The sequence below is a fragment of the Flavobacterium sp. AK-301 genome (assembly GCF_058310215.1).
This window is the reverse complement of record NZ_JBZEES010000003.1, coordinates 463,157-487,419: the sequence shown is the minus strand read 5'-3', so window position 1 is coordinate 487,419 and position 24,263 is coordinate 463,157. Positions and strand designations below refer to the sequence as shown.

The 24,263-nt window shown below is 34.1% G+C and carries 10 protein-coding genes; 3 read left to right on the top strand and 7 right to left on the bottom strand.

The window, feature by feature from the left end; genetic code table 11:
• From AC4FQX_RS07960 to AC4FQX_RS07950, 3 genes are all read right to left on the bottom strand, one after another.
• The coding region (locus AC4FQX_RS07960) for a hypothetical protein (RefSeq protein WP_491167148.1) at positions 1-2,561 on the bottom strand (2,561 nt) is incomplete at its 3' end.
• 940 nt (positions 2,562-3,501) lie between these two features.
• Positions 3,502-4,464: a PorP/SprF family type IX secretion system membrane protein gene (locus AC4FQX_RS07955; RefSeq protein WP_491167147.1), complete on the bottom strand. Its 963-nt coding sequence runs from the start codon at positions 4,462-4,464 to the stop codon at positions 3,502-3,504.
• 100 nt (positions 4,465-4,564) lie between these two features.
• The gene (locus tag AC4FQX_RS07950) at positions 4,565-14,926 is read right to left on the bottom strand and encodes a T9SS type B sorting domain-containing protein (RefSeq protein ID WP_491167146.1); all 10,362 of its coding nucleotides are present in this window, start codon (positions 14,924-14,926) and stop codon (positions 4,565-4,567) included.
• Between the two features lie 856 nt (positions 14,927-15,782).
• Here AC4FQX_RS07950 and AC4FQX_RS07945 point away from each other — a divergent pair.
• Positions 15,783-17,810 (top strand): thioredoxin domain-containing protein, encoded by a 2,028-nt coding sequence (locus AC4FQX_RS07945; RefSeq protein WP_491167145.1) that lies wholly within the window; start codon positions 15,783-15,785, stop codon positions 17,808-17,810.
• 7 nt (positions 17,811-17,817) lie between these two features.
• Positions 17,818-18,633, top strand: a complete 816-nt coding sequence (locus tag AC4FQX_RS07940; RefSeq protein ID WP_491167144.1) for a mechanosensitive ion channel family protein — start codon at positions 17,818-17,820, stop codon at positions 18,631-18,633.
• Between the two features lie 78 nt (positions 18,634-18,711).
• On the opposite strand, the gene AC4FQX_RS07935 is transcribed toward AC4FQX_RS07940, so the two are convergent.
• Positions 18,712-19,866 carry a hypothetical protein gene (locus AC4FQX_RS07935; protein WP_491167143.1) on the bottom strand — a complete coding sequence of 385 codons (1,155 nt, stop codon included), beginning with the start codon at positions 19,864-19,866 and terminating at the stop codon, positions 18,712-18,714.
• Positions 19,867-20,139: 273 nt separating this feature from the next.
• Here AC4FQX_RS07935 and AC4FQX_RS07930 point away from each other — a divergent pair, with 273 nt between their 5' ends.
• Positions 20,140-20,808, top strand: coding sequence for a hypothetical protein (locus AC4FQX_RS07930; RefSeq protein WP_491167142.1), 669 nt, complete (start codon positions 20,140-20,142; stop codon positions 20,806-20,808).
• Between the two features lie 106 nt (positions 20,809-20,914).
• On the opposite strand, the gene tsaB is transcribed toward AC4FQX_RS07930, so the two are convergent.
• Genes tsaB through AC4FQX_RS07915 form a run of 3 tightly spaced genes read right to left on the bottom strand, consistent with a single transcriptional unit; the run spans position 20,915 to position 24,254 of the window.
• Positions 20,915-21,589 carry a tRNA (adenosine(37)-N6)-threonylcarbamoyltransferase complex dimerization subunit type 1 TsaB gene (gene tsaB, locus AC4FQX_RS07925; protein ID WP_491167141.1) on the bottom strand — a complete coding sequence of 225 codons (675 nt, stop codon included), beginning with the start codon at positions 21,587-21,589 and terminating at the stop codon, positions 20,915-20,917.
• The gene (locus AC4FQX_RS07920) at positions 21,589-22,875 is read right to left on the bottom strand and encodes an efflux RND transporter periplasmic adaptor subunit (RefSeq protein ID WP_491167140.1); all 1,287 of its coding nucleotides are present in this window, start codon (positions 22,873-22,875) and stop codon (positions 21,589-21,591) included. Before AC4FQX_RS07920 ends, tsaB begins: the two co-directional genes overlap by 1 nt.
• A 5-nt stretch (positions 22,876-22,880) precedes the next feature.
• On the bottom strand, positions 22,881-24,254 hold the full coding sequence (locus AC4FQX_RS07915) for a TolC family protein (protein WP_491167139.1): 1,374 nt from the start codon (positions 24,252-24,254) through the stop codon (positions 22,881-22,883).
• Between the last annotated feature and the right edge of the window lie 9 nt (positions 24,255-24,263).

Here is a 24,263-nt window from a genome sequence, read left to right as displayed (position 1 = left end):
GCCTCTAATAGAACATTGTCTCCACATAATTCTACAGAGACCTTTTCTTCTACAGCCTGATTTACCTTAACATTAACCGAGTTTTTTATATAACATCCTCCTGCTGTGATTACCTCAACCCGATACTCCCCACTATCTGCAGGAGTTAAATTTTCTTTAGCTAAACGAAGTCCGGTAAATTCAGAACCATCTGGTAAAATCCATTTTACTCTGGCTAACGGTCCTAAAGGGATTAAGTTTAAACTTAAAGTCTCTCCAATGCAAAATTGGGTTTCTCCTCTAATAATATTATCCAAAACTTCAACACGTCCCAGCTTAAAAGTATGTACTATCTCATAACAATTCGCTACTACTTTTACATCATAAGAACCTTCTTCTAATCCTGTAAAAACAGGTACTGTTTGTCCTTTAGCCGGAAAATTTGCTTCTGAACTTTTTTTAATAAAATACTCTTTAATACCGGATACGTTATTAACAACAACAGAGATATTTCCTTCTTTTGTATCTTTACCACAGATAACGCCTCCTGAATTTGCTAAATCAAACGAAGGGAAGCTTGTCAATACTGTTGTCGAAATAATATTTGTGCCCTTAAGAAGCTCTTCTTGAGTCACAAATTTATTAGGTCCGTCCTTTCCGCTTAAAGCCACTTTATACTCACCGGGAATATTAGCGGAAAAAGAAAATGAGAAAAGTCCATTTCCTGAAATTTTGATCCCGTTCGCATTAAAATAATCTAAACCTGATGGTCCGGAAATAAGGCGAGGATAAGCATATGCATTACCATAAATAAAATTAATTTGTGTACTTACTCCTTTCCCAACAGCAACTACTTTAATCTTTCCGTAAATAATAAAACGATTACAACTGCTTGGGCTTGATTTATAACGTACTTCATCTAAACTAATATTCGAAATATAACTTGCTAAAACAACCGTATATTCCCGATCAAAACAACCGGCATCTTTAACTCTTATTTTATACGTTCCCGGTTCTAAATTATTTCCTAAACCTACGAATCCACTAGGAGTTGCACGTGCCGTTACATTAATTGGAGAAGGTCCTTCTGTTGCTGTAATTTTCAACGGAAAAACTAATCCTGAAGAACTTAATACTCCTTCTATTATAAGAGCTGACTTTCCTATATTATGTAAAGCGGGACCATCGACAAAATTTAACTTATCAAATTTAGGCTCAAAATACTGTGGGTCAATATACACGTTTAACGGATCGTCTTGTCTTGGTTTTGATGAAGTAGACGAAGTCTGGTTTAGAAAGTGATATTTTTTTAGTTCATTACCATTACCATCAACAATTTTAAAAGTATATGTTTTTCCTATATCTAATAAATATTTTGCGGTGCGTCTTTCCCTGGAGACAGTATCTCTTTGTACATTTTGCGTTCCTTTTTCTGTAACTTCAATAACAAAAGGATAACAGCCACTTAGTGCCGGATAATCCGACATGCTGTCAAAAACTGCCAATACCTTTTTAGTAACCTCACAACTGGATCCGTCCGGATCATCACTAATAGTAATGCTTTTCCGTTCCGGAAGAGTTTGTCTAAAAGCAGTGAAGTTTGCTAAATCAAATGTATTCGATTTTGTGATATCACAAATCGTAACCGTTAATTTTACAATCCCCCATTTAGCTCTGTCTGTAGGTAATGGATAATCATTTCCTGATGTTACATCACTATACTTCAGATTATCATACACATCAAAACCTCCTGATTCATTTTGAATCTCCAGTTTGAACACTGCCTGTTTGAGTTTATCTCCATAAAAAAGAGGTCCTCCGGTAACACTAGTAATATCCTTTATAGCATCAGCAGAATTACCACTAAATACCACCGACCATGGGTTTATTATACTTGCCTTTTTAATACCGGAACAAACATCATCTATTTCATTATACTCTACGTGAAAACCACTTGTACCCGGATTAAAGGGGGGGAGGCTTAATGTAAAATCTTTATAAATAACATTTGGTTTTACAATATAGTAATCTTCTTTATCTAAAGTAATACCATAAAAAACTGTTCCGCAAGCATCTACACCTCTTAATTTATATTTCCCTGCCGGAACATTTTGAAAACTAGCAAATTTATAATCCCCTGCTACTTCCTGAACCACACCTCCATTTTGATCCAGTAAAGAAATAACATACGGTTTATTTCCTCCTGACCAACTAGCATTCACCATTCCTAAAGGATTTGTTACACCTTTACAATAAGCATAATGATAAGTAGATCCGGATAAAGTCGGAGAAGATGGATCATAATTATTTATAACTTCTATACTTTCATCAGATTTAATAAATGTAGCTCCCTGATAATAGCCATAAAAATAGTCTCCAGGCTTTAAATTTTTAAACGAAGGATTACCTCTCTGAATCTGAATATTCAATTCATCATAAGGGGCTTCTACAATACCATAAACAATAGGATTAGGAATATCGGTACCGATAATCTCAATTTCAAGCATTCCAGTACTTAAACAGTCTGAAGGTGTTGCTTTTGCTTTAATAGTTACTTGTCCAAACCCTATTAAAGGAAACAAACAAAAAAATAATAAAAAAATAAACAGTCTACTATTTGCCACACTATTGAAAATAAAAAAAGTATTTTTATTCATCATGAATCAATTTATTTAAAAAATAAAAACAGGGAAGAACCTAAAAATTTAAGAATAGAAAAATCTATAAATTCATACAGAAAAAGAAACTTCCTGCTACCTATTTTAATTAAACATTTACACTATCGAATATATCAACCTTGATTGAAACATAAACCTAATCCATAACTAAGACTTCTCTATGCGTCAAAATGAAATCAATTGATTTTTTTCGTTTTTTATAAATTTATAAAACTATTATAATTAATTGGCAAATTTATAAACTATATTTATAATTATAAACATTAATATTGTGTATATGTTTAAATATTGTGCTTATGTGGCTTTATCATCAAAAAACTGTTTGAAATATAGATAATAAATTAAATATCCCGTAAAAAACAAGGTTTAAATATGTTTATTTAACACAGAAGAATCAAATAAAAATACAAAACTGAATGTCAATCTGTTTTTACCTTATTAATTAACAAGTTATGAGCTAAAAACGATATTCTATTATATAATTATAATAACAAAAAAGCACAACTAACGGCTATCCGAAAGATTGTGCTTTTACTATTGATACTTTTATTTGAAAATCAGGTATTAAAACTTCTTCTTTTATTGTGGTATCTGAAGTTGCAGTATAATCAATTTTCTATAGAGAATACGGGAAGAGTAAGTTTAATAGTGGATCTAAAACTTTAGATTTCAGAATAATGTCTTTGGATATTCTGTAGGAAATTAAAAAGTATATGATTACGATACTACTCTTTTTGTAAAAAAAATGTTTTTTGTAAAAAGTGAGAGGTTATTCATAGCTCTGCTAACTTTTTACAAAAAACATTTTACTTTAATTACATTTCACAAAAAACCTCTTACATTTTTAAGGAAGAGCTGTCACCATACAAGGACAATCGCTTATTCCCTGGAACAGGTCAAGTCCCAGAGTGACCATATGTGTTCCTGAGTTATAGCCCATAATACCATTAGTAGTTACTTGATATGAATAAGCAAAATAGAAATTTGACTTCTTCAGTCCTGCCATCGGTCCGATAGTTAAAGGCTTTAACATCTGATCGTTTAAAAAACGATAGGTGATTCCTGCCCAGAAATAATCTTCATATTCTAAAAAACGAAACTTTAAATTTAAATCTGTACTTGAACGTCCGTCACTTTCATAATACTGAAAGAAAGCGGAAGGCTCAATCTCAAAATTACTTAATCGATCTTCTTTCCATACATAACCGGTATAAAGCTGATAGGTTCTTAATGCAATCGGTTCAATCCCTGTAAAATCATCTATATTTTTATTCAGAATATTAGCAATACTAAAATTGGCATAGAAACTCTTCTCTCTGTACAGCATACTCACATCAAAGTTATGATTCGTAATCGCACGATTATCGTATACCCCCGGATCAGTAATATTAGGATCAAATTTATCAATATCAATTTTAAACTGATTGAAATTATACGACAATCCGAAGGACAGATACTTCTCTGTATATTTATCTAATATAAGATGATGTGCAAAGGCTATTTTACCTCCTTGTTGTTTTGTATATCCATTTTTATCATTGTACAGAAACAATCCCAGACCGGAACGATTAGCAACTCTGAAATCTGCTGCCAGCGACTGATTTTCCGGAGCATCTTTAATTCCTACCCATTGTGTTAATCCGTTTATTCTGACTTTTGCATTATCGCCGATACCGGCGTAAGTCGCTGCTATGCTAAATGGATTATCCGCCAGATATTGTGTCTGGGCGGGAATCGTTAATTCCTGTGAATATAGATTTGTTATAAAGCCGGATGCGACTATAAAATGCATTATTATTTTTTTCATTATTATTTTTTATCAAAAAAATTTTAATTTATCGAAAGGGAATTGGAAGAAAATAGTATTCAGTCAGTTATTGTGAATAACTGACTGAATACCTTTTCGTTTATCTGTAAAGAGTGAAATTTCCAACAAATTCTCTACTGTCCTCATCTCCGTTTAACTTAATAACGTACCAGTAATCTCCTGCCGGTAATGAAGTCCCTTTATATTTTCCGTCCCATGAATCTCCTAGTTTTAACCTTTCCATTTCTCTTCCGTAACGGTCAAAAATATAGGTTTTGATATTCGGGAAATCATCAATGTTTTTTGGTGTCCAGGTATCATTATGTCCATCAGTATTCGGCGTAAAGAAATTCGGTATCTTTATATCCAGAAACTCCATATATATATCTCTTGTTACCTGACAACCACCTTCGTCAACAAGGGTAACGGTATGAATACCTGTTGTTTTTACTTTATATGTATTACGACTTCCATAATCCTTCGCATTAAAATAATAACGATATGTACCTGTTCCACCGCTTCCTTTTGCTATTATTTCATTTAGTCCGCCTACTGAAAGGGTCAGATCTAACGGGACTATGGTAACAACTTCAAATGGAGTCGTCTCTTTACTACAGCCGCTATCATGTGACACTTCTACTTTATGTGTTCCAAGACTCAGATTAGTAAAGGTATTTGACAGTTGCGGGGTACCTCCGTCAAGAGAATACAAGACCTCATTTTCTGCTTCAGCATTTACATGTATTATTACCTGATTTCCTCTTACGTTCTGCTGATCGCAATTGTAGGTAACCTCTGCCACAGGATTAATATTGATCGCAGCTGGCATATCTACATCCTCAGAAACAATACATCCATTAGCGTCTTTTACATAAATCGTATATGTCACACCACTTATCAAATTCTCGAATACAACACGATTCGGAACAAAATCTATGTCTCTACCAGAATTGATACTCGTAGAATAAGGTGCTGTTCCATTTTTAATCTTAACCTCAATTATACCGTCTTTATCTCCGTAACAAAGTTCAACTACTTTTTCTGCGGTTATTTCAAGTTTTGGTATTTCTACTACATCAATCGAAATTGCTACAATACAGCCTATTTCATCTTTTACATAAACGGTATAAGAACCTGCTGGTAATTTTTCAAATTTCGGTGCCAATTGAAATACATCCGGATCAGTTGAAATTGCATATTGCAATATTCCTGTACCACCCGTTGCGGTTATATCAATAACTCCTGTTGACTGACCTCCGCAGAGTATTACATTTGATATCGCAGTAGCAACGATCGGCTGATTATCTGTTGTGAATTCCTCTATTGTTTGAATACAACCGTTAGTATGCTTCATCCAGACAATATGTTGTCCGTTCGTAATTCCGGTAAAAGTATTACTGGACTGATATGCTATTCCGTCCATTGAATAGGTAACATCAGCAGGATCAAGCTCCGGATTTATCGTTACCACCACTGTATTAGTCGGTACATTATTGTCACATACCGGTTTTAATTTATAACTTCCCTGAAAGTCTACCGGTTTATCTAAAAAGAAATACGTTTCGGTAAAGCAACCTTTGGCATCTTTTACATAAATAGAATAATCTTTACCTCCTTCTAAATCCGTGAATTCAACCTGTCCTTCAACATAGGGTCCTTTTATATTATTTAAACTGGTAAAATACGGTGCGGTTCCTCCTGTTGGAGTTACTGTTATACTTCCTTTACCATCTCCTTTACATAACTCCTGGGTTGTAATACCGGTTGCTTTTAATTCCTCCGGTTCTGTGATTGTAACAGACAACAGTTCATAACATCCAGTCTCCTTATCCTGAACAATAATATCATATGTACCTGCACCTAAATTATCAAAAGTGCTTTTTGAACTGAATTTATTCAGATCAGGGGATATCGCATATTGATACTCTCCTGAGCCTCCGGTAACCGAAAGACTGATTTTTCCATCTGTTTTTTCATAACAACTCACTTCTGTTGGAGTTTTGTCTACAACAAGAGGACTCGGTTCTTTTATAATAATCTCTTTGGAAACTCCATAACAATCCCCACTTTTTACTTTTACTTTATAAGTACCCGGTCCAAGGTTACTGAAAATACCTGAATCTTGTTCCGGACGAACCATTGCTCCTCCTGCATCTACTAATGTATATTTATAATTCCCTAAACCTCCTTTAGCTATTGCTATTATTTCGGCATCGGTATTCCCTATATTACAGCCTACGAAATCACCTGAAAGGTCTAAATCTACTGTTAACGGTATAATTGCAGTGATATCAACTGTATTAGTCACTACCGCTTTACAGTCGTTAGCATCTCTTACATAATATTTATAAGAACCTGCCTGTACCTCTATTTTGACAAGCGGGAAAAAATTCGTTCCGTCTGTACTATACTGATACGGTGCAGTTCCTCCTGTTACTGTCATTTCCAGTACAGCTCCGTCTTCACAGGTAAGTGTACTTACAACAGATAAAGTAGCAATAACAGGATTTGGTTGTTTAATTTCAATAGTATTGGTCACTTCTTTACAGTTCCAGTTATCTCGAATCGTTACATAATATTTTCCGGCTCCTAAACCTGAAAATACATTGCTTAACTGAGGTACTGATGTTGTACCGTTCTCATAATGTAAAACATAGGTATAAACACCCTTTCCACCTGCAGCAGCTACTGTAATAGCAGCGTTTTTGTCTCCAAAGCAGGATAGTTCTGTTTTATCTGTAACAATAGTTCCTGTTATTGGAACAGGCTCCTTTAGTTTGATCTTCTCTGTTACTTCGCAACCATTACGGTCTTTTACTGTAATTTCATAATCTCCCGGAGATAAATTATTAAAGATCCATATTCCTGAGAAAGCTTTAACTATACTGTTAGTCGATTTATTAAACAACTGATATTGATATTGCCCCCAACCTCCTGTTGCTGTTGCTCTGATCTCTCCTTTGTTAAGATCACAAGTTACACCAGCAGTTTCTTTTACGCTTAATGCCAGAGCAGCTTCTGGTTCAAAAACCTCAAAATCTATTGATTTTGGACAGTTTGGAAAATTCTGTTGCTCTACTGTAAGGGTATATTTCCCAGAACCTAAATTAACAATCGGATTTGTTTGTCCGGTCGTATACGTACCTGACATAACCGAAGTTGTGGTACCAAAAACCAAGATATCCCACTTAAATGCTCCTGAATAACCGGCACTCTTTATTGAAAAAGTAACCGTGCCTGTTGTGGTTCCCTTACAAACCACCTCATTTGTTTTAGAAAGAGCAACCTTTATGTCATTTGGTTCTACCACAGTATGAGGCGTACGAATTACACAACCAGTGGTTTTATTCTTTATTGTAAAAATATAAGAACCTACCGGAAGATCTGTAAAGATCGGTGTGTTTTGCCATGTTTTTCCACTATCAATACTGTATTCAAATGCATTCGGATCAGCCGGAATAACGGTACTCTCTGAGGTCATTACTATGATCTCAACGTCTTCTCCTGCATTGATACAGCTTATTTTTTCGGTAACCTTAACCGTGGCACTCACTAATTCATAAAAAGGAGCTATGGTAACGGTTGTTGACCCTATACAGCCATTAGTATCATATACATTCACTGTATAAGTACCTCCTGCTGTATTGATAATGTTCCAACGTACTGGTTTAACCGGTTGTATTGTATTATCAATAGAAGTTATACTATTTCCGGCAGCATTTTTTAATTCAAAAAGATACTTCCCGTTTCCACCTTTAACTTTTGAAGGATCAACAGTAATAACAGCGCTATTTGTAGCATTACCCATAGTACAGCCAAACTGTTTTACAACCGGAATCCCGGTTACATCAATAATAGCAGGCTGACCTACTATAACCGTTTTTTCAAGATCACAGCCTCTTTCCGAAACTACTTTAATAAGATAACTTCCTGCAGTCAGATTTCTAAAAATATTTGAACTCTGAAGAGTACCGCCATCAATACTATACTGATACGGAGGATTGATATTCGTTGCATCTAAAGTAACGGTAATCATACCATCATTCCCATTAAAACAAGTAGCAGGAGTTGGTATAGCATCAAAAACTACAGGGCTCGGCTTGTCTAATGTTATTGGGAAATCCTTAGAACAAAGTGTCCCAGCATCTTTGACACGAATAATATAGTCTCCATGCCCTAATCCGGTAAATATGGATAAAGGTTGTGACGGACGTATTTCGGTTCCTGTATTATTTAATAAACTATAAGTATAATTTCCGGAACCTTCTGAAGCGGTTGCCTCAACCTCTCCATTATTAGTATCACACATCGGTTGTTTCACAACGATTGCAGTCAGATCCAGTGGTTTTAATATCGTGATTATATGTTCGAATGTACAACCGTTACCATCTTTAATTATAAGGGTCTGTTTTATCGAATTTAAATTTGAATAGGTAAAATGATCTGTTTTTGAAACAAACGCACTTCCGTTCAGACTATAGGTAAACGGACCTACTTCATTAGTAATAACGGTTCTGTCTACTTTAATACTAAATTTACCTTCTGCCGCACAAGCATCAACAAGAGCTGCAGTAAATTTAGGTTTCGGATCTTTTGGTAAAGTAATTTTAACTTCTTTGATACAGTCATTCTCATCTTTGGCATAAACAATAAAATTACCTGCTGCACTGAAAAGAACAGAGTTTTTAACCCAACCTGCTGCATTTGCTGCAGGAGGAACTGTTGCTCCGGTATCTGGCTGAATAAAATACTGATATTTACCGGTTCCGTCTGTTGCTGTTACTGTAATCTGCCCTTTCGCATTACAATTCTCATTTTTAGTAACCTTTGCAGAAACACTCAACATTCTTATAGCCTCAGAAATAACAAAATCTTTAGAAACCTGAGTACAACCGTTAACCGTTCCTGTTTTTTCTGTAAACAGAATAAAATAGTTACCGGGAACTAAAGGTCCCAAATCGTTTACTGTAACAGATCCTCCGGTTACAGCAATACTTCCTTCTATTCCTATAGGTGAATTATTTAGAGCACTATAAACCTGATAGGTTACTGAAGTCGTACCTGCTTTATAATTATCAAAACTAAAACTTACTTTTCCATCTTTTGCTCCTGTACAGGTTACATTTTTAGGCGTAATTACAGAAGTCAGAGTCGATAACGTAGGAATAGCTGAATCTGCCGTTTTATAATAATAACAACGTGTGGTACCATCATAAACAATAAAACTATACGTAATACCGGGAATAAGATTATTAAAAGTGGTAGACAAACCATCTACGCTGTCTGCCGACTGATAATCGGGATGCCCCGGAGTATAAGGTGGAATATCTTTATAATAAATGGCGAAAAAATAGGGTCCTGAACCTAACAAATCTCCATCAACAGTAATTATAGCTGAACCAGGAGTTGTACAATCTCCGGCTGCCGGCAATACAGTAATATCCAGATCATCCGGTGGTGAAGCAATCTTAATGTTACGTTCAAAAAACAGACAACCATTTGCGTCGATAACCTGAACTTCATAAAACCCGAATTCCAGAATATCAAAAGTATAATTTACATCTGTAACAGGACCATATGTTTCAAGTAAAACACCATTATTACTTCTTAAATAATATGTATAAGGTGCGGTTCCTCCTGTAACTGCATGGATATGAATCTTACCTTTAATGGTAGGTTCTACTCCTCCTGGTCCACATAAGATATTTTCTTCAGTATGAGAGAAATGAACCGGATCTTTTTCGTTTATTTTTACGGTTACAAAAGCACTACACTTATTATCGTCAACAACAGTTACTTTATAATTCCCGGCAGGTAAACCTGTAGTCTGAGTTCCATAATCTTTACTAGTATCTGTATTAACAACTGTAATTACATAAGGAGCTTTCCCCTGGGTAACTTTTACATTAATCACTCCGGTTTCTGAACCGTGACAATTAATAACTGCTGCTGGAGTTGCTGTTACAACAGGAGGCACTAATGGTTCAATTATAGCTACAGCTGTGATTAACTCACAACCTTTGCCATCTGTAATTTTAAACGTATAATTCCCCGCATCTGCGGTTATAAAATCTGCTGAAGATCCTATCAGATTAACTGAACCACCTATAGGCGCTCCGTTTTTGTATGCCTGGTATTGAAAAGGAGCAATACCTCCTTGTACAGTTATTTTTATATTTGCTTTAGGACTTGTTGTACAGTCCAGTTCTTTTTCTACTACTGCTGAAGCAATTAACTCTTTGTTTATTATCTGACTTATGGTTGTGGTACAACCTAACTGATCACGAACCAGAAAATTATAAGTTCCCGGTACTGCATTAGATATTGTAAACAAAGGTGAAGAGGCTGTTGAAGACCAGGTCACTCCATTATTCAGACTATATGAATATGGTGCTTTACCTCCTGATATAGCAAGAACGATCTTTGCTTTATTAGCCCCTGTATAACAAAGATTTGAAGCAGGATCAATCGTTGCAACTATTGGTGCTGATTCTATAAGATTAAATGAAACAACAGCCGGACAACCATTAATATCAGTAACTGTGGCTTTATATTTTCCTTTTTGGCTCAGATTAGCAAATACAGGACTGGTCTGAGCTGGTAATTTAGTACCGTCAGGAAGTTCTAATTCATATTTATTCTGACCTGATCCACCTTCTGCTTTCAACTCTACAGTAACAACGTTACAACTGATCAAAGTCTGTTTCAATACAGAAAGTTTTAATTCTTCAGCCTTATCAATAGTTACTTCAACAGAAATTGTGCAAGAACCATTTGAACTTCTCACCAGAATAGTATGTTTACCAGGTGAAAGACCATTTACTGTAAATTGGGAAGCAGCATTTACTACAGCATTTATCCATGAAACACCATTATTAATACTGTACTGATAGGGAGCAAAATCATTTACTCTAATAGTAGCGCTACCATCTGAACTGAAACAAGTTACATTTGTTTTGGAATCTAAAACAGCTGTAAATTTCCTGTCATTTACAACAATTGGCACTTCAACCTTAAAAGCACAAATTATTGGAATCTGAGATACCTGTATATCATCCAGTCCTAAATCATTCCCCTCTAATGCTAATGATATTGTACGAATTCTCAGATACAATTTGTCATTATTCTTTGGGTTCAGTTTAAGTGAAATTAAATTCCAGCGACCGGTTCTTTTAATATTTCCGGTATTTTGTGTTGCAATTACCTGGTCATCTATAGTAGAAACTAATTCAACCGTAATATTAGGGTCTGCATCTCCAACATGGGTTGCTTTAAATAAATTTAATCCCCACATTGTAATATTTAAATCCTGGTTAGGGATAATATCTTTAATTACTTTTTCATAAATAAGATTATCCTGCCCCGTTCTGTTTCCTACATTAACAACTAACATTCTTCCCTCAAAATTCCCTGTATGATCAGGAATCTGTAACCATGTCGGATGAGGATATTCTATTCTTTTAGTTATAGTATATTCCCCATCTGCAAGGGAGTGATAAGGATTTTTTTTCTGATCAATAAATTTATAACCTTTAATTTCAGGACTGGACGCATCTTCTCCTGCTCCAAAATCATCCTGTAATAAAATACTTGGTGTCATATGGGCCATAGAATTATAATATGATCCCACTATATAATCTCCCGGAGGGGTGTTTTTAAAAACATTAGAGGCTTGTGGCCCTGTAACAGTACCATTTTTATCTGTCAGTGTATAGGTATAATCATAATCCGAAATACTTGTACCTACAGTAATATCTGCATTACCTGCACATAAATATTTAATGCCGGGTGTTACAACAGGAACCGGAGGAGGCGGATTTATTGTAACCTTCATATTAAAAATACAACCTTTAGCATCCTTTATACTTATTGGTAGATCTACACCTGCTAACAGATACGCTTCCATATTATCCGTATAAGCTCCTCCATTGAAACTATACACATATGGAGCAGTTCCTCCAACAGTATTTGTTACCCGTACCCTTGCTCTGTTTGCTCCTGTAGGGTCACAACTTACATCTTCGGCAATACCTACAGAAGCTTCAAGCGCCTCATCAGGTTGTTCCAGAATGATGGTTTGTGGTGCCATATCACATTCTATAATCTTCCCTGAAATCATGGTTAAACTATAACGCACTCTAAGTGTATAAGAATCTCCAAATAGTCCTGTAAAAATAGGAGAGGTCTGATAATTTGTTCCGTTAATACTGTAACTTAATGTATATCCTTTAGAGTCAATATTCTCTATTTCAATTGACCCTTTGTCTCCATAACAATTAATATCATATTTTTTTACAGTATAAGTAGGAAATACTTCAGGAAAAACAGTTCTTTCTGTTGTAACAGTACATCCATTTGAATCTTTTACTTCGATTTTGTATAATCCGGAAGTGGTAATTGAAACAATATTACTAAGTTGTTTTATTCCATTTACATAGTAAGTATATTGTTGTGAACCGCCTTTTGCTGTTATCTCAATACTACCTTTGTTACACATTAACGGCTCTACATCCAGACTGATACTTAAAGGTTCTAAAGCCACCAGTTCTGCTTGTTCTGTAAAACTACAAACTCCATTATCAACAGAAACTCTTACTTCATATTTCCCTACATTTTGTTTAGGGAAAATCCATCTGTTACTACCTGTCCCTGATACTATTCCTGAAGAGCTGATAAGGATATTATTCTGATACAAATCATACTTATATTGTAAATCTGAAGTTGTTACTCCTGTAATATCTACAATAATATCTCCTTTACCATCTAAACAGGAAATATTTCCCTCAGAAACTTTAACTTTCAGGTCTTCTTCTAAAATTACAATATTTGGTATTTCAAAAATACAATCACCCACTATTCCTGTAGTTCGTTTTACATAAACAGTATAATTTCCTAAAGCTGTAATAGGAAAAACCGGGTTTTTTGTATAAGGTCCCGCAATATTATCCAAACTGAATTCATATCCGGAAGTAGGTACTCCAGTAATTCTAATCTCTCCCGGAGTATTACATATTATATTTTTTTTATTAACGACTGCATTTAATACATTTTTGTAAACATTAAAATAAAAATGTCTGAAGCATCCACCTGGATAATTAATTGTCAAACGATACTGCCCCTCATCTTTCGCAGTAAAACGTGACCCAGTTCTAACCGTATTCCAAACACACTTAGCGTTTTTATTAGCACAACTTTCCTGATCCTGAGCAACACAACTGGACTCATCCAGCTTTTCCCAGACCAATGATAATATTCCCTGTATTTTTATTGAAATTCTTTTTTCTGCATTTGCTCCACATAAAATAATTTCCGCTAGTTCTTCTCCATCATTAGGACATGTTACTATCTGATTAGCAAATGGTTTTAATGGATTTTCAAGTTCATTCTTAAAATTGATAACCGTAAATGTCCTTGTGAGTCTTGAACAATCTTTGGCTGACTTACAAACCACAATATAAGTTCCGGGAGCAGTAGCTTTAAAAGAATTAGCAGTGCTTAATACAGGACCGCCCGGAGTTCTTGTCCATGAAAAAAAATCGTACTTCTTATCTGCCTCTAAAACAACACTATTACTACATAATTCTACAGAAACCTGTTCTTCTGCAGCCTTATTTACTTTAATATTAATATCTCCTTTTATAAAACATCCTGTTGCTGTAATTATCTCAACCCGATAATTTCCATTATCTGACGTAGTTAAACTTTCATTCTTTAGACGAGGTCCGATAAATTCAGAACCACCTGGTAAAAACCATTTTACTCTGACTAACGGACCTAAAGATATTAAGGATAAATCCAAAGTCTCTCCGACGCAAAAATGAGTCTCCCCTACAATAATATTATCCAAATTTTCAGCACGGTTCAACTGAAAAGTCTGTACTGCTTCATGACAGCCGGCAACCACTTTTATATCATAAGAACCCTCTTCTAATCTTGTAAAAATAGGATCCACTTGTCCTTTAGCCGGAAAATTAGCTTCTGTACTTTTTTTAATAAAATAAGTTTTGGTATCAGTTGTATTATTAACGATAACAATAATATTTCCTGTTGCTGTTGCATCACAAATTACCCCTCCTGAATTTTCTAAATCAAATACAGGAAAATTCGATGACGTTTTAATTTCAATACTTTTATCAGATTTGATAAATGTATTACCCTGATAATAGCCATAGAAATAATCCCCTGGATGTAAGTTCTCAAACAAAGGATTTCCGTTCTGACTATGAATACGCCCCTCATCATAAGGAGCCTCTACAATACCATAAATAATTGGATTAGGGATACCTGTACCATTAATTTTAATCTCCAGCGTTCCGGTATTCAAACAATCCGAAGGTGTCGTTTCCGCACTGATTGTTATTTGCCCAAATGCTGCTAAAGGAAATAAACAAAATAATAACATTATCTGTAACCCACGTCTGATCATCATCTTATTAAAAATCAGCAAAGTATTTTTATTCATTTGTAAAGCAATTTATTTAAAATATAATCTCATTTTGAACTAATTCTGTTTTTCATATACAATCCGGAAATTGTTGTATAACAATTTCTATATTGCATACATTATTGTTCCTTTTAAGAATACTTCTTAAAAAGATCAAAAAAATAGGGGGGAATTAAAATTTCAGGAATAGGAAATCTACTTAACTTATCTGATAATAATAAGTGGTAATTTTATCTTCATACATAATTGCTCTAAATAAGCCATCTGCCATCAACTCCATACTACTAGTTTAATTACTATTTACTCTAATGACCATATCCCCCAGTCTTCAGAATAAACTCAATTATACAAGATTTATTGTATAAGATTATTAAACTAATTATTGTTGTTTATTTAGTTTATCACAACAATTCGGCAAATTTATAAACTATTTCTCAACAAAAAAACGTTATTTTTAACTTAAACACAAAACAGTATTGTTAAAAAATTCAAGTATTACAAAGCATTTTATTTATGATTATAGATTACATAAATACTTTTCTTTTTTTAATATGTTTTCTCTTATTTTTAACAAAGTAAATAATTAATATTTGCTTGTGTTAAGAGTGTGAAAAAGTTATAAACTGTGGGAATTTTTGTATTTTAAGACTTGAATTACAGAGACTTATCTTACAAATAGTTTGTTTTGTGTTTGCAAATAGTGATAACGAAATTACATAAATACTAAGTATTTATCCCAATTTACTATATTTTCTGTTTTTTTTCTTTTCCTGTTTTTTACCAAAAAAATCAAATTCTTTTAAAAAGCCCTGATAAATTTATCTTTATTTTTATCCGATTTTTAAGTTAAATCGCTTTTCTCTATTTTTACACTATGGCAACAGAAAATAAACTTCATTTAGAAACTAGTCCTTACCTACTTCAACATGCAAAAAATCCAGTACACTGGCAGGCATGGAACGAAAATTCACTGGTAGAAGCAAGGAAAGAAAACAAACTGATTATTATCAGCATTGGCTACTCTGCCTGTCACTGGTGTCACGTTATGGAACATGAAAGTTTTGAGGATACTACTGTTGCTGAAGTTATGAATGAACATTTCATCAATATTAAAGTAGACCGGGAGGAGCGACCAGATGTCGATGCCGTTTATATGAAAGCAGTCCAGATAATGACAAAACAAGGAGGCTGGCCTCTTAATATTGTGACCCTGCCTGATGGAAGACCAATTTGGGGCGGTACCTATTTCAGAAAAACAGACTGGATAGATTCTTTAACACAGCTTCAGGAACTATACAGCACTAATCCCGAAAAGATATATGACTATGCTGAAAAACTCCATGAAGGACTTAAAGGAATAGCTTTAGTAAACACCAATGGTATAGAAGAGAGCCTGAATCAGAAAAAAATTGATATACTTGTTGAAAAATGGTCTAAAAGTTTTGACTGGGAATATGGAGGATCTGCCAGAGCGCCAAAATTTATGATGCCTAATAATTATCTTTTTTTAATGCGTTATGGTTTCCAGAAACAGAATAAAAAGATACTGGATTTTGTGGATCTAACGTTAACAAAAATGGCATATGGCGGAATCTTTGATACAGTAGGCGGTGGTTTTTCAAGATATTCTGTAGACATGAAATGGCATATCCCTCACTTTGAAAAAATGCTTTATGATAACGGACAACTGGTCAGCCTGTATTCCGAAGCTTATAAACGCACCAAAAACCCATTATACAAAACCATCATTGAGAAAACACTTTCTTTTGTTTCCGGAGAATTAACGAATGATAAAGGTGGATTTTACAGTGCCTTAGATGCTGATAGTTTAAATACGAAAGACCATCTGGAAGAAGGAGCTTTTTACGTCTGGACTTCTGATGAGCTAAAAGATATACTGAAAGAGGACTATCCTCTTTTCTCTGAGCTATTCAGCATCAATTCCTTTGGTCACTGGGAAGATGACAACTACGTACTGATACAAAACAAATCATTAGAAATTATAAGCCATACTAATGATATTTCTATAGCTGAATTAGAATCCAGAAAGAAAAACTGGGAAGCAATTCTTTTCAAAGAAAGGGAAAAAAGAAAACGCCCAAGACTGGACGATAAATGCCTGACTTCCTGGAATACAATTATGCTGAAAGGTTATGTAGATGCTTATAAAGCTTTGGAAGATAAAAAGTATCTGGAAACAGCCTTAAAAAATGCACATTTTATACTAGATAATTTATGGACCGATAACGGTAATTTACTACATAATTATAAAGACGGAAAAAGCACTATTAACGGTTATCTGGAAGATTATGCCTTTACTATTGATGCTTTTATTGCCCTATATGAAGTGACACTTGACGAGAAATGGCTACAGCAGGCAAAACAGTTAACGGATTATTGTTTTGAACATTTTTATGATGAAAGAAACCTCTTTTTTTCTTTTACTTCTAATTTAGATACCGCGCTGATTACAAAACATTTTGAAATTGAAGATAATGTAATCCCGGCTTCTAATTCTGTTATGGCAAACAACTTATTTAAATTAAGTATTTATTTCCATAATTCATTTTATGAAACTGTTTTTACCAGAATGCTCCGGCTCTGTATTCCGGAAATGGATTATCCTTCTGCTTTTTCAAACTGGCTTGTTGTCTTTTTAAATCTATCAGAACAAAATAAAGAAATTGCGGTCTGTGGTAAAGAAAGCCTGAAATATATCAACTTACTTAACAAACAGTATTTACCTCATGTAGTACTATCCGGAAGCAATAAAGAATCAGCATTACCGTTCTTAAAAAATCGATTTACTAAAGATAAAACACTGTTTTTCGTTTGTCAGAACAGAAACTGTAATTTGCCCGTTACTACTTTTGATGAAGCTTTAATTCAACTAATAAACTAACTATCTCATGAATAAATTGGATAATTATATCAACCGATTCTTAATTGATATTATAGAATATTCCCCTAAAGTAATATCTGCCTTTGTAACTTTATTTATTGGCTTATGGCTTACACGATTCATTAAAAAAATTGTCTCTAAAATACTGGTAAAACGTAATGTAGAAATTACAGTTGCTAATTTTTTAATGGACATTGTTGTCTGGGCATTAAGAATACTGCTATTTGTTACGTTTATTTCAAAATTAGGTATCGAAACAACTTCCTTTGTAGCCATTTTGGGAGCTGCTGGTCTGGCTATCGGTTTATCACTTCAGAATTCATTGTCTAATATTACAGGAAGAATCCTTATCGTTTTCTTTAAACCCTTCCGAATCGGTGATACTATACAGACACAAAATATTACAGGAACTGTTATTGATATTGATGTATTCGCTACAAAACTCCGAACAGGAAATAATCAGATTGTATTTATTCCTAATGGTCCTCTGTCCAACGGAACTATAATCAATTTTTCTGTAGAAGATAAAAGAAGAGCCGATTTAACAGTTGGTATAGGCTATGATTCTAATATACAACAGGCAAAGGAAATTGCTCTAAAAGTAATGAAAGACAGCCCTCTGGTACTGGATACTCCCGAACCGGTTGTAGTAGTTACAGAACTGGCTGACAGCTCTATTAATCTTGGTATCAGACCCTGGTCTAAAACTTCAGACTTTGGAACAATGTCTTCGGATGTTCTCCAGGAAATTAAAATGGCTTATGATGCTGCAGGAATCGATATTCCATTTCCTCAATCAGAAATTCGTATTAAAAACAACTAAAGACACTACCTTATAATTCCGGAATAGTAACCAGAAAATCACTTGTAACAAAGATTTCGCCTATCTCTAAGTTCAAAATTAATTTTTTTTTAGGATTTTAATTTTAGGATATGATTTTACAACTGACACTGGGTTGGCATTTTCCTCAGACATGGTAAAATACTTGATCCCGGTATAGGTATACTCCTGCATATCGGACAACTTATTATCGCAGGTAGTACCTAAACGAAATTCATAGGGAACCCCTGCTTCCAACAGATAGAGTAAAATCTGATTATTTTTTGTATACAGATCAAACCAATAGGCTTTTTTTGCATTTTTCTTACGATATTGCAGATGATAACGTAAACTTTTTGGATTTCCCTTCCAGCTTATTTTTACTTTTTTTGTATCCTGCTCTTTGCTAAAGGCAAAAAGAGGAGCAATACAGTCTTTGGTATATTTAAAATGAAAGATTTTGCTGTAACCGTCATTTTTAAAAACGGAGTTATCGGATAAATCCCTTTTAGAAATTGCTCTTACACACCAGGCATATCGTTTACCCGGAATAAGAGCAGGCTTACTCAAATCATACAATAAAGTAGTGCTGTATAGATTTTCTTCATATAATAAAGGTGCTATCAGAAATTCGATCTGCGAATCAATATTGGGATCAATAATTTCTCTTAGCTGAAAAACATACGATACATTTTCCTCCCCAGCTTGACAAGGTGTCCAGGTAAAATGTATGTTTGGAAAGGCGTAAGCCACTATGTTTTCTTTTTTTGCAGGCGTATTCAAAATCGGAGAATTATTTAACATCAGATAGAAATTTGCACAAGATTTTTGGGACAATGGCAGATCAGTGATTGCATCATACACCTCAAAGCAGAGTTTATACATGCCTTTAGGTAGATTGTCCCCATATTGCTGTGGTGAAATTCCCTTTAGATTCTGCAATTTGAAATGATTAGCAAGATCAAGATTAGTCAATATAACCGGCATACCTGTGGTCAGATAAATTGGCGTTGAAGGAACATAAGAGGTAGACATTGCCTGAATACAATTACCTTCTAAATATATTTTAATTTGAACCTGCCTGTTAAAAAGTTTTATATCCGTAGGAATCAGCTGTACGGTAAACTTCTGCCCCACGCTTGTTCCATATTCAGATATAAGATCTGAGTATGGTGCACGTATAAACGCATTAACCTGAACCGGATAAACCTGAGCGGATACTATCCAATGGATCAAAAGAAAACTGAAAAAAAATAATTTTTGAAAGATCGACTTTCTAAAATAGAAAATATTCATTATAATAAAGATATTTAATAAAAAAGGGTTTCTAAAAAGAGGAAAATACTATTTTTAGAAACCCTTTTGTTTAGTTTTAACTTAACTCTTGTTAAAAGTAATAAAAAAATTTAGAATATATTCTAAATAGGTTGTGGTTTTTTTAAATTAAAATAATTAAATTCTATTTCATTTAAATTCACTAATTTGCCTATCCTAACTAACTTACTAAAAATGAAAATCACGCTACTTTTTTTCTTAAGTACTGTATTCAGTATTGGATATTCTCAAAGTTCTAATGGAGGACTTAACGATCATGCCGGCTACTTGGTTAAAACGGTAGAAATGGACAAAACAATAAGTGGAAGTCCTTATTTTGATATCCAATTTTATCCTGCTAAGACGAGTCTGAACAGCAATACAGTTGGAATACGTTATAATGCTGCTCAAGATGAAATGGAGTATAAAGAAAATAATGGTGTCGTTTATTATATCAACAAAGGTCTTAAAGATTTACAAATCGACTTTATTGCCCCTAAAAAAACATACAAAATACATAGTTATACGGATGCCGGAGGCGTTTTTACTAATGGTTATCTGGAAGTATTAAACGAAAATGAAAACTATTCTCTGCTGAAAAAAGAAAGAATAAATCTCATTCCGGAAGTAATTGCAAAAACAGGATATGAAACTTCTAAACCGGCTCAGTATAAGGCTCAGAAACCAGAATATTATATTGAAACTACTGCAACAGGCGTTACTCCTTTTCCTCTGAAAATAAAGGAGTTGGTTAAACTGTATCCTGAAAAAGAGAAAGAAATCAAAGATTTTATCAAAAAAGAAAAAATCACTTTTAAAGAGGATGCTGAAATCGTAAAACTTGCTGCATTTCTTAAAAACTGATTATTCGATTTTTGGATTATTCGATTATTCTGTTCTGCAAAGTCTCTGACTTCGTAGAGTAGAGCAATCGTTCAACTTTGGGCATTAGAAACGTTAGACAAAACCCTTATTTTTTCTTGGTAGTTATCATAAAATCTTTTAAATAATATGGTTCAAAATAAGCAACATCTACAAAGTTATTTCTTTTAAACTGTTCATAGCTGAGTTGACTCATTTCGCGTGATGAAGGATAAACTATAGAATCTAAGAAAATGAAATTATCTTTCTTTAAAATTTCTTTACATTTTGAAGCCCCATCGCCAATACAATAAACCATTTCATCTGCACTAATATCGGAGAAAGATTCCGGAGTAATCACTTCTGCCTGAATGTTTCTTATTTTTTCCTGTTTAATAGTAAAAACAGCACTATACACCTCCATTCTTCTCGCATCTATCATTGGTATAATCAACCCTTTATCTTCTTTGACCTGAGCAGCCAGAACAGCTAGAGTATCTACTGCGATCAGCGGAATATCCAAAGCGTAACATAATCCTTTAGCAGCAGAAACACCGATACGGAGTCCTGTATAAGATCCCGGTCCCTGGCTTACTGCAACAGCAGACAGGTCTTTATAGGTTAATTTTAATTTCTGTAATACTTCTTCAATAAAAACATGTAATTTTTCAGCATGAGAATATCCCTGTTCTGCTATTTCTTTGCAGAGTAACGGCACTCCCTTCTCAGCAATCGTTACAGAACAATTTTTTGTAGCGGTTTCAATATTAAGAATATAGGACATTATTTTTTAGCTGATTTATCTTTTTCACTTTTTACAAAAACGGCATCATCAGAATTTAATTCTTTTGTAACAGTAGTATAAGGACCAACAACAATAACATCTCCTTTTTTAACCCCTTCTGTTACTTCAATATTAGTATCATCCTGTATTCCTGTTTTAACGACTCTGAGTTTTACTTTATCTCCTTCTTTCAGGAAAACACATTCCAGTTTCTGATCTTTTTTTACTTTTACAACTGCCTCAGTAATACTATTTTTATTTGCTACTGAAGTAGTATCTGATTTTATAACAATAGCACTAATAGGCACTGCGAGTACATTCTCTTTTCTTTTTGTCATAATATCCACAGTAGCAGTCATACCGGGTCTGAACGGAGAATAATCTGCCGGTTTTCCCTGAATCAAATCTTCATAAGATTCTTTCAGAATTCTGACTTTTACTTTAAAATTCGTTACCTGATCGGCTGTAAGGCTAGTAGCAGAATTTGAAATACTGGTTACTGTTCCTTTAAACTGTTTTTTTAAATAAGCATCTACCTCAACGATTGCCTCATTGCCTATATGTACTTTTACGATATCATTTTCATTAACATCAACCTCAACTTCCATATTATTAAGATTGGCAACTCTTAATATTTCTGTACCGGTCATTTGTTGTGTTCCTACTACTCTTTCTCCTAATTCTGCATCTAGTTTTGAGATCGTCCCGTCAACAGGAGCATAGATTGTTGTTCTTCGTAAATTATCCTGAGCTTCACTTACGGTAGCTGAGGCACTTTGTACATTAAAATAAGAAGCTTGTTTTGCCGCAACAGCTACTTCATAAGTAGAAACCACCTTATCCCATTCTGATTTTGAAATAATACCTTTGTCATACAGTGTTTTATTTCGGTCATAGTTTGCTTTTGCTTCTTTTAACTGGGCATCTGCCTGACTTAAACCCGCTTTACTATTTGACAGACTAGCCATAGAGCGATTTAGTCCTGACTGATATAAATCCGGGTTAACACGAACCAGCAAATCTCCTTTTTTAACAGCTTGTCCTTCTTTTATCGGTAATTCTATAATTTCTCCTGAAACTTCCGATGAAATTTTAATCTCAACTTCAGGCTGTATTTTACCGGTAGCAGAAACCGTTTCAATAATCGTCATTTCATTAACTGTAGCAATTTCAACTTCTTTGCCTTTATTTTTATTCCCTATTACTCCTTTTTTAGAAAGAGTCAGTAAACCTACAATTAAAACTATTGCTACTCCGAGTAAAATATAAACTGTTTTTTTAGACATAATTATTATTTTTGAATAATTGGTATTCCAAAGTAAAACTCTAATATTTTTACTTTGAAAATGTAATCGTATTTTGTTCTTAATTCTTCTGACTGTGCATTAACAAACAAAGTCTGTGATTGATTATAATCAAATGCATTCATCATTCCTACTTCATATCTTTCTTTTGCATAACGAAATGCTTCTCCACGTGCTTCAACAGCAGATATAGCTGCATCATACGCTTTTAAAGCTCCTTTTGCATCAGTAAAAGCAGTATAAACGTTTCGCTCTAAATCCAGCTCTGACTGTTCATAGGCAATTTTGGATCTTTCTAAAGCAACTTTGGAACGGTCAACATTGTTCCTTACATTAAATCCGTTAAAAATAGGAATTTGTAATTGTAATCCAAAAGAATGCCCTTTATTATTATTAAACTGTGTCCAGAAAGGAGTCACTCCGGTATTTGTAAAAGAACCATCATTATTGCGAACTAAACCATTCGCATAAGAAATACGGCTATTGAAATTATAAAACCCCTGTAAAGTTGGCTGGTAAGCTCCTTTAGAAATTGAAACTTCTTTTTCCGCTATTTCCAGATTTGATTTTGCTACTTTTAATTCTGTTCGCTCTTCTTTTGCTTTGGCATATATTGAAGAGGGTGTTTCCTGCATTGCAGGGCTTTGTTCTATAGAATGAATCTCATCGATAATATCAAAATCTTTAAAATCATCCAGCTGTAATAACTGCGCTAAACTTAGTTTTGAAATCAACAATACGTTTTCTGCATTAATAACTTTCTGTTCATCTCCTGCAACGGTCGCTTTTATGTCTAACAGATCACCTCTTGGTACCACTCCTGCATTTACTAATTCGGTTGTACGTTTAATCTGCTTATTATCAATTGCCAATTGTTCCGTCTGTACTTTTAAATTCTCTTTATTAAATAATACTTGTAAAAAAGCATTTACTATGTTAAGAGCGACATCCTCTTCCATTTTCAATAACTTATACTGATTAGCAACAATCTGTAAATTTGCTTTTCGCAAAGCATTCTGATTTTGCAGTCCTTTATAAATATCAATTCCCGCAGACCCTCCTAAAGAGGTAAATTGAGTCGTTTCGTTTTTTAAAATACCGGTAGTAATATCCTGATTCAAACCGATATTCCAGGAATGGGAACCACTTATAGTTGCTGAAGGCATAAAACTGCCTATCGCACCTCTTTTATCAATTTTTGCCGTTTCATTATCTAAAGCTGTCTGTCTGATTGAAATATTCTTCTCTAATGCATAGTTAACACATTCCTGAAGTGTCCATTTTTTTTGTTGTCCAAACGAAGCTAAACCAGTTAACATTGTTAGTATAAAAACGGTTCTTACTATATAAATTCTGTTCATTGCTGTTTC

Excerpts from the sequence above, each read along its gene's own strand:
- AC4FQX_RS07915 (WP_491167139.1), bottom strand. The coding sequence starts at position 24,254 with ATGAACAGAATTTATATAGTAAGAACCGTTTTTATACTAACAATGTTA.
- AC4FQX_RS07940 (WP_491167144.1), top strand. The coding sequence starts at position 17,818 with ATGAATAAATTGGATAATTATATCAACCGATTCTTAATTGATATTATA.
- tsaB (WP_491167141.1), bottom strand. The coding sequence starts at position 21,589 with ATGTCCTATATTCTTAATATTGAAACCGCTACAAAAAATTGTTCTGTA.
- AC4FQX_RS07920 (WP_491167140.1), bottom strand. The coding sequence starts at position 22,875 with ATGTCTAAAAAAACAGTTTATATTTTACTCGGAGTAGCAATAGTTTTA.
- AC4FQX_RS07955 (WP_491167147.1), bottom strand. The coding sequence starts at position 4,464 with ATGAAAAAAATAATAATGCATTTTATAGTCGCATCCGGCTTTATAACA.
- AC4FQX_RS07945 (WP_491167145.1), top strand. The coding sequence starts at position 15,783 with ATGGCAACAGAAAATAAACTTCATTTAGAAACTAGTCCTTACCTACTT.
- AC4FQX_RS07950 (WP_491167146.1), bottom strand. The coding sequence starts at position 14,926 with ATGAATAAAAATACTTTGCTGATTTTTAATAAGATGATGATCAGACGT.
- AC4FQX_RS07930 (WP_491167142.1), top strand. The coding sequence starts at position 20,140 with ATGAAAATCACGCTACTTTTTTTCTTAAGTACTGTATTCAGTATTGGA.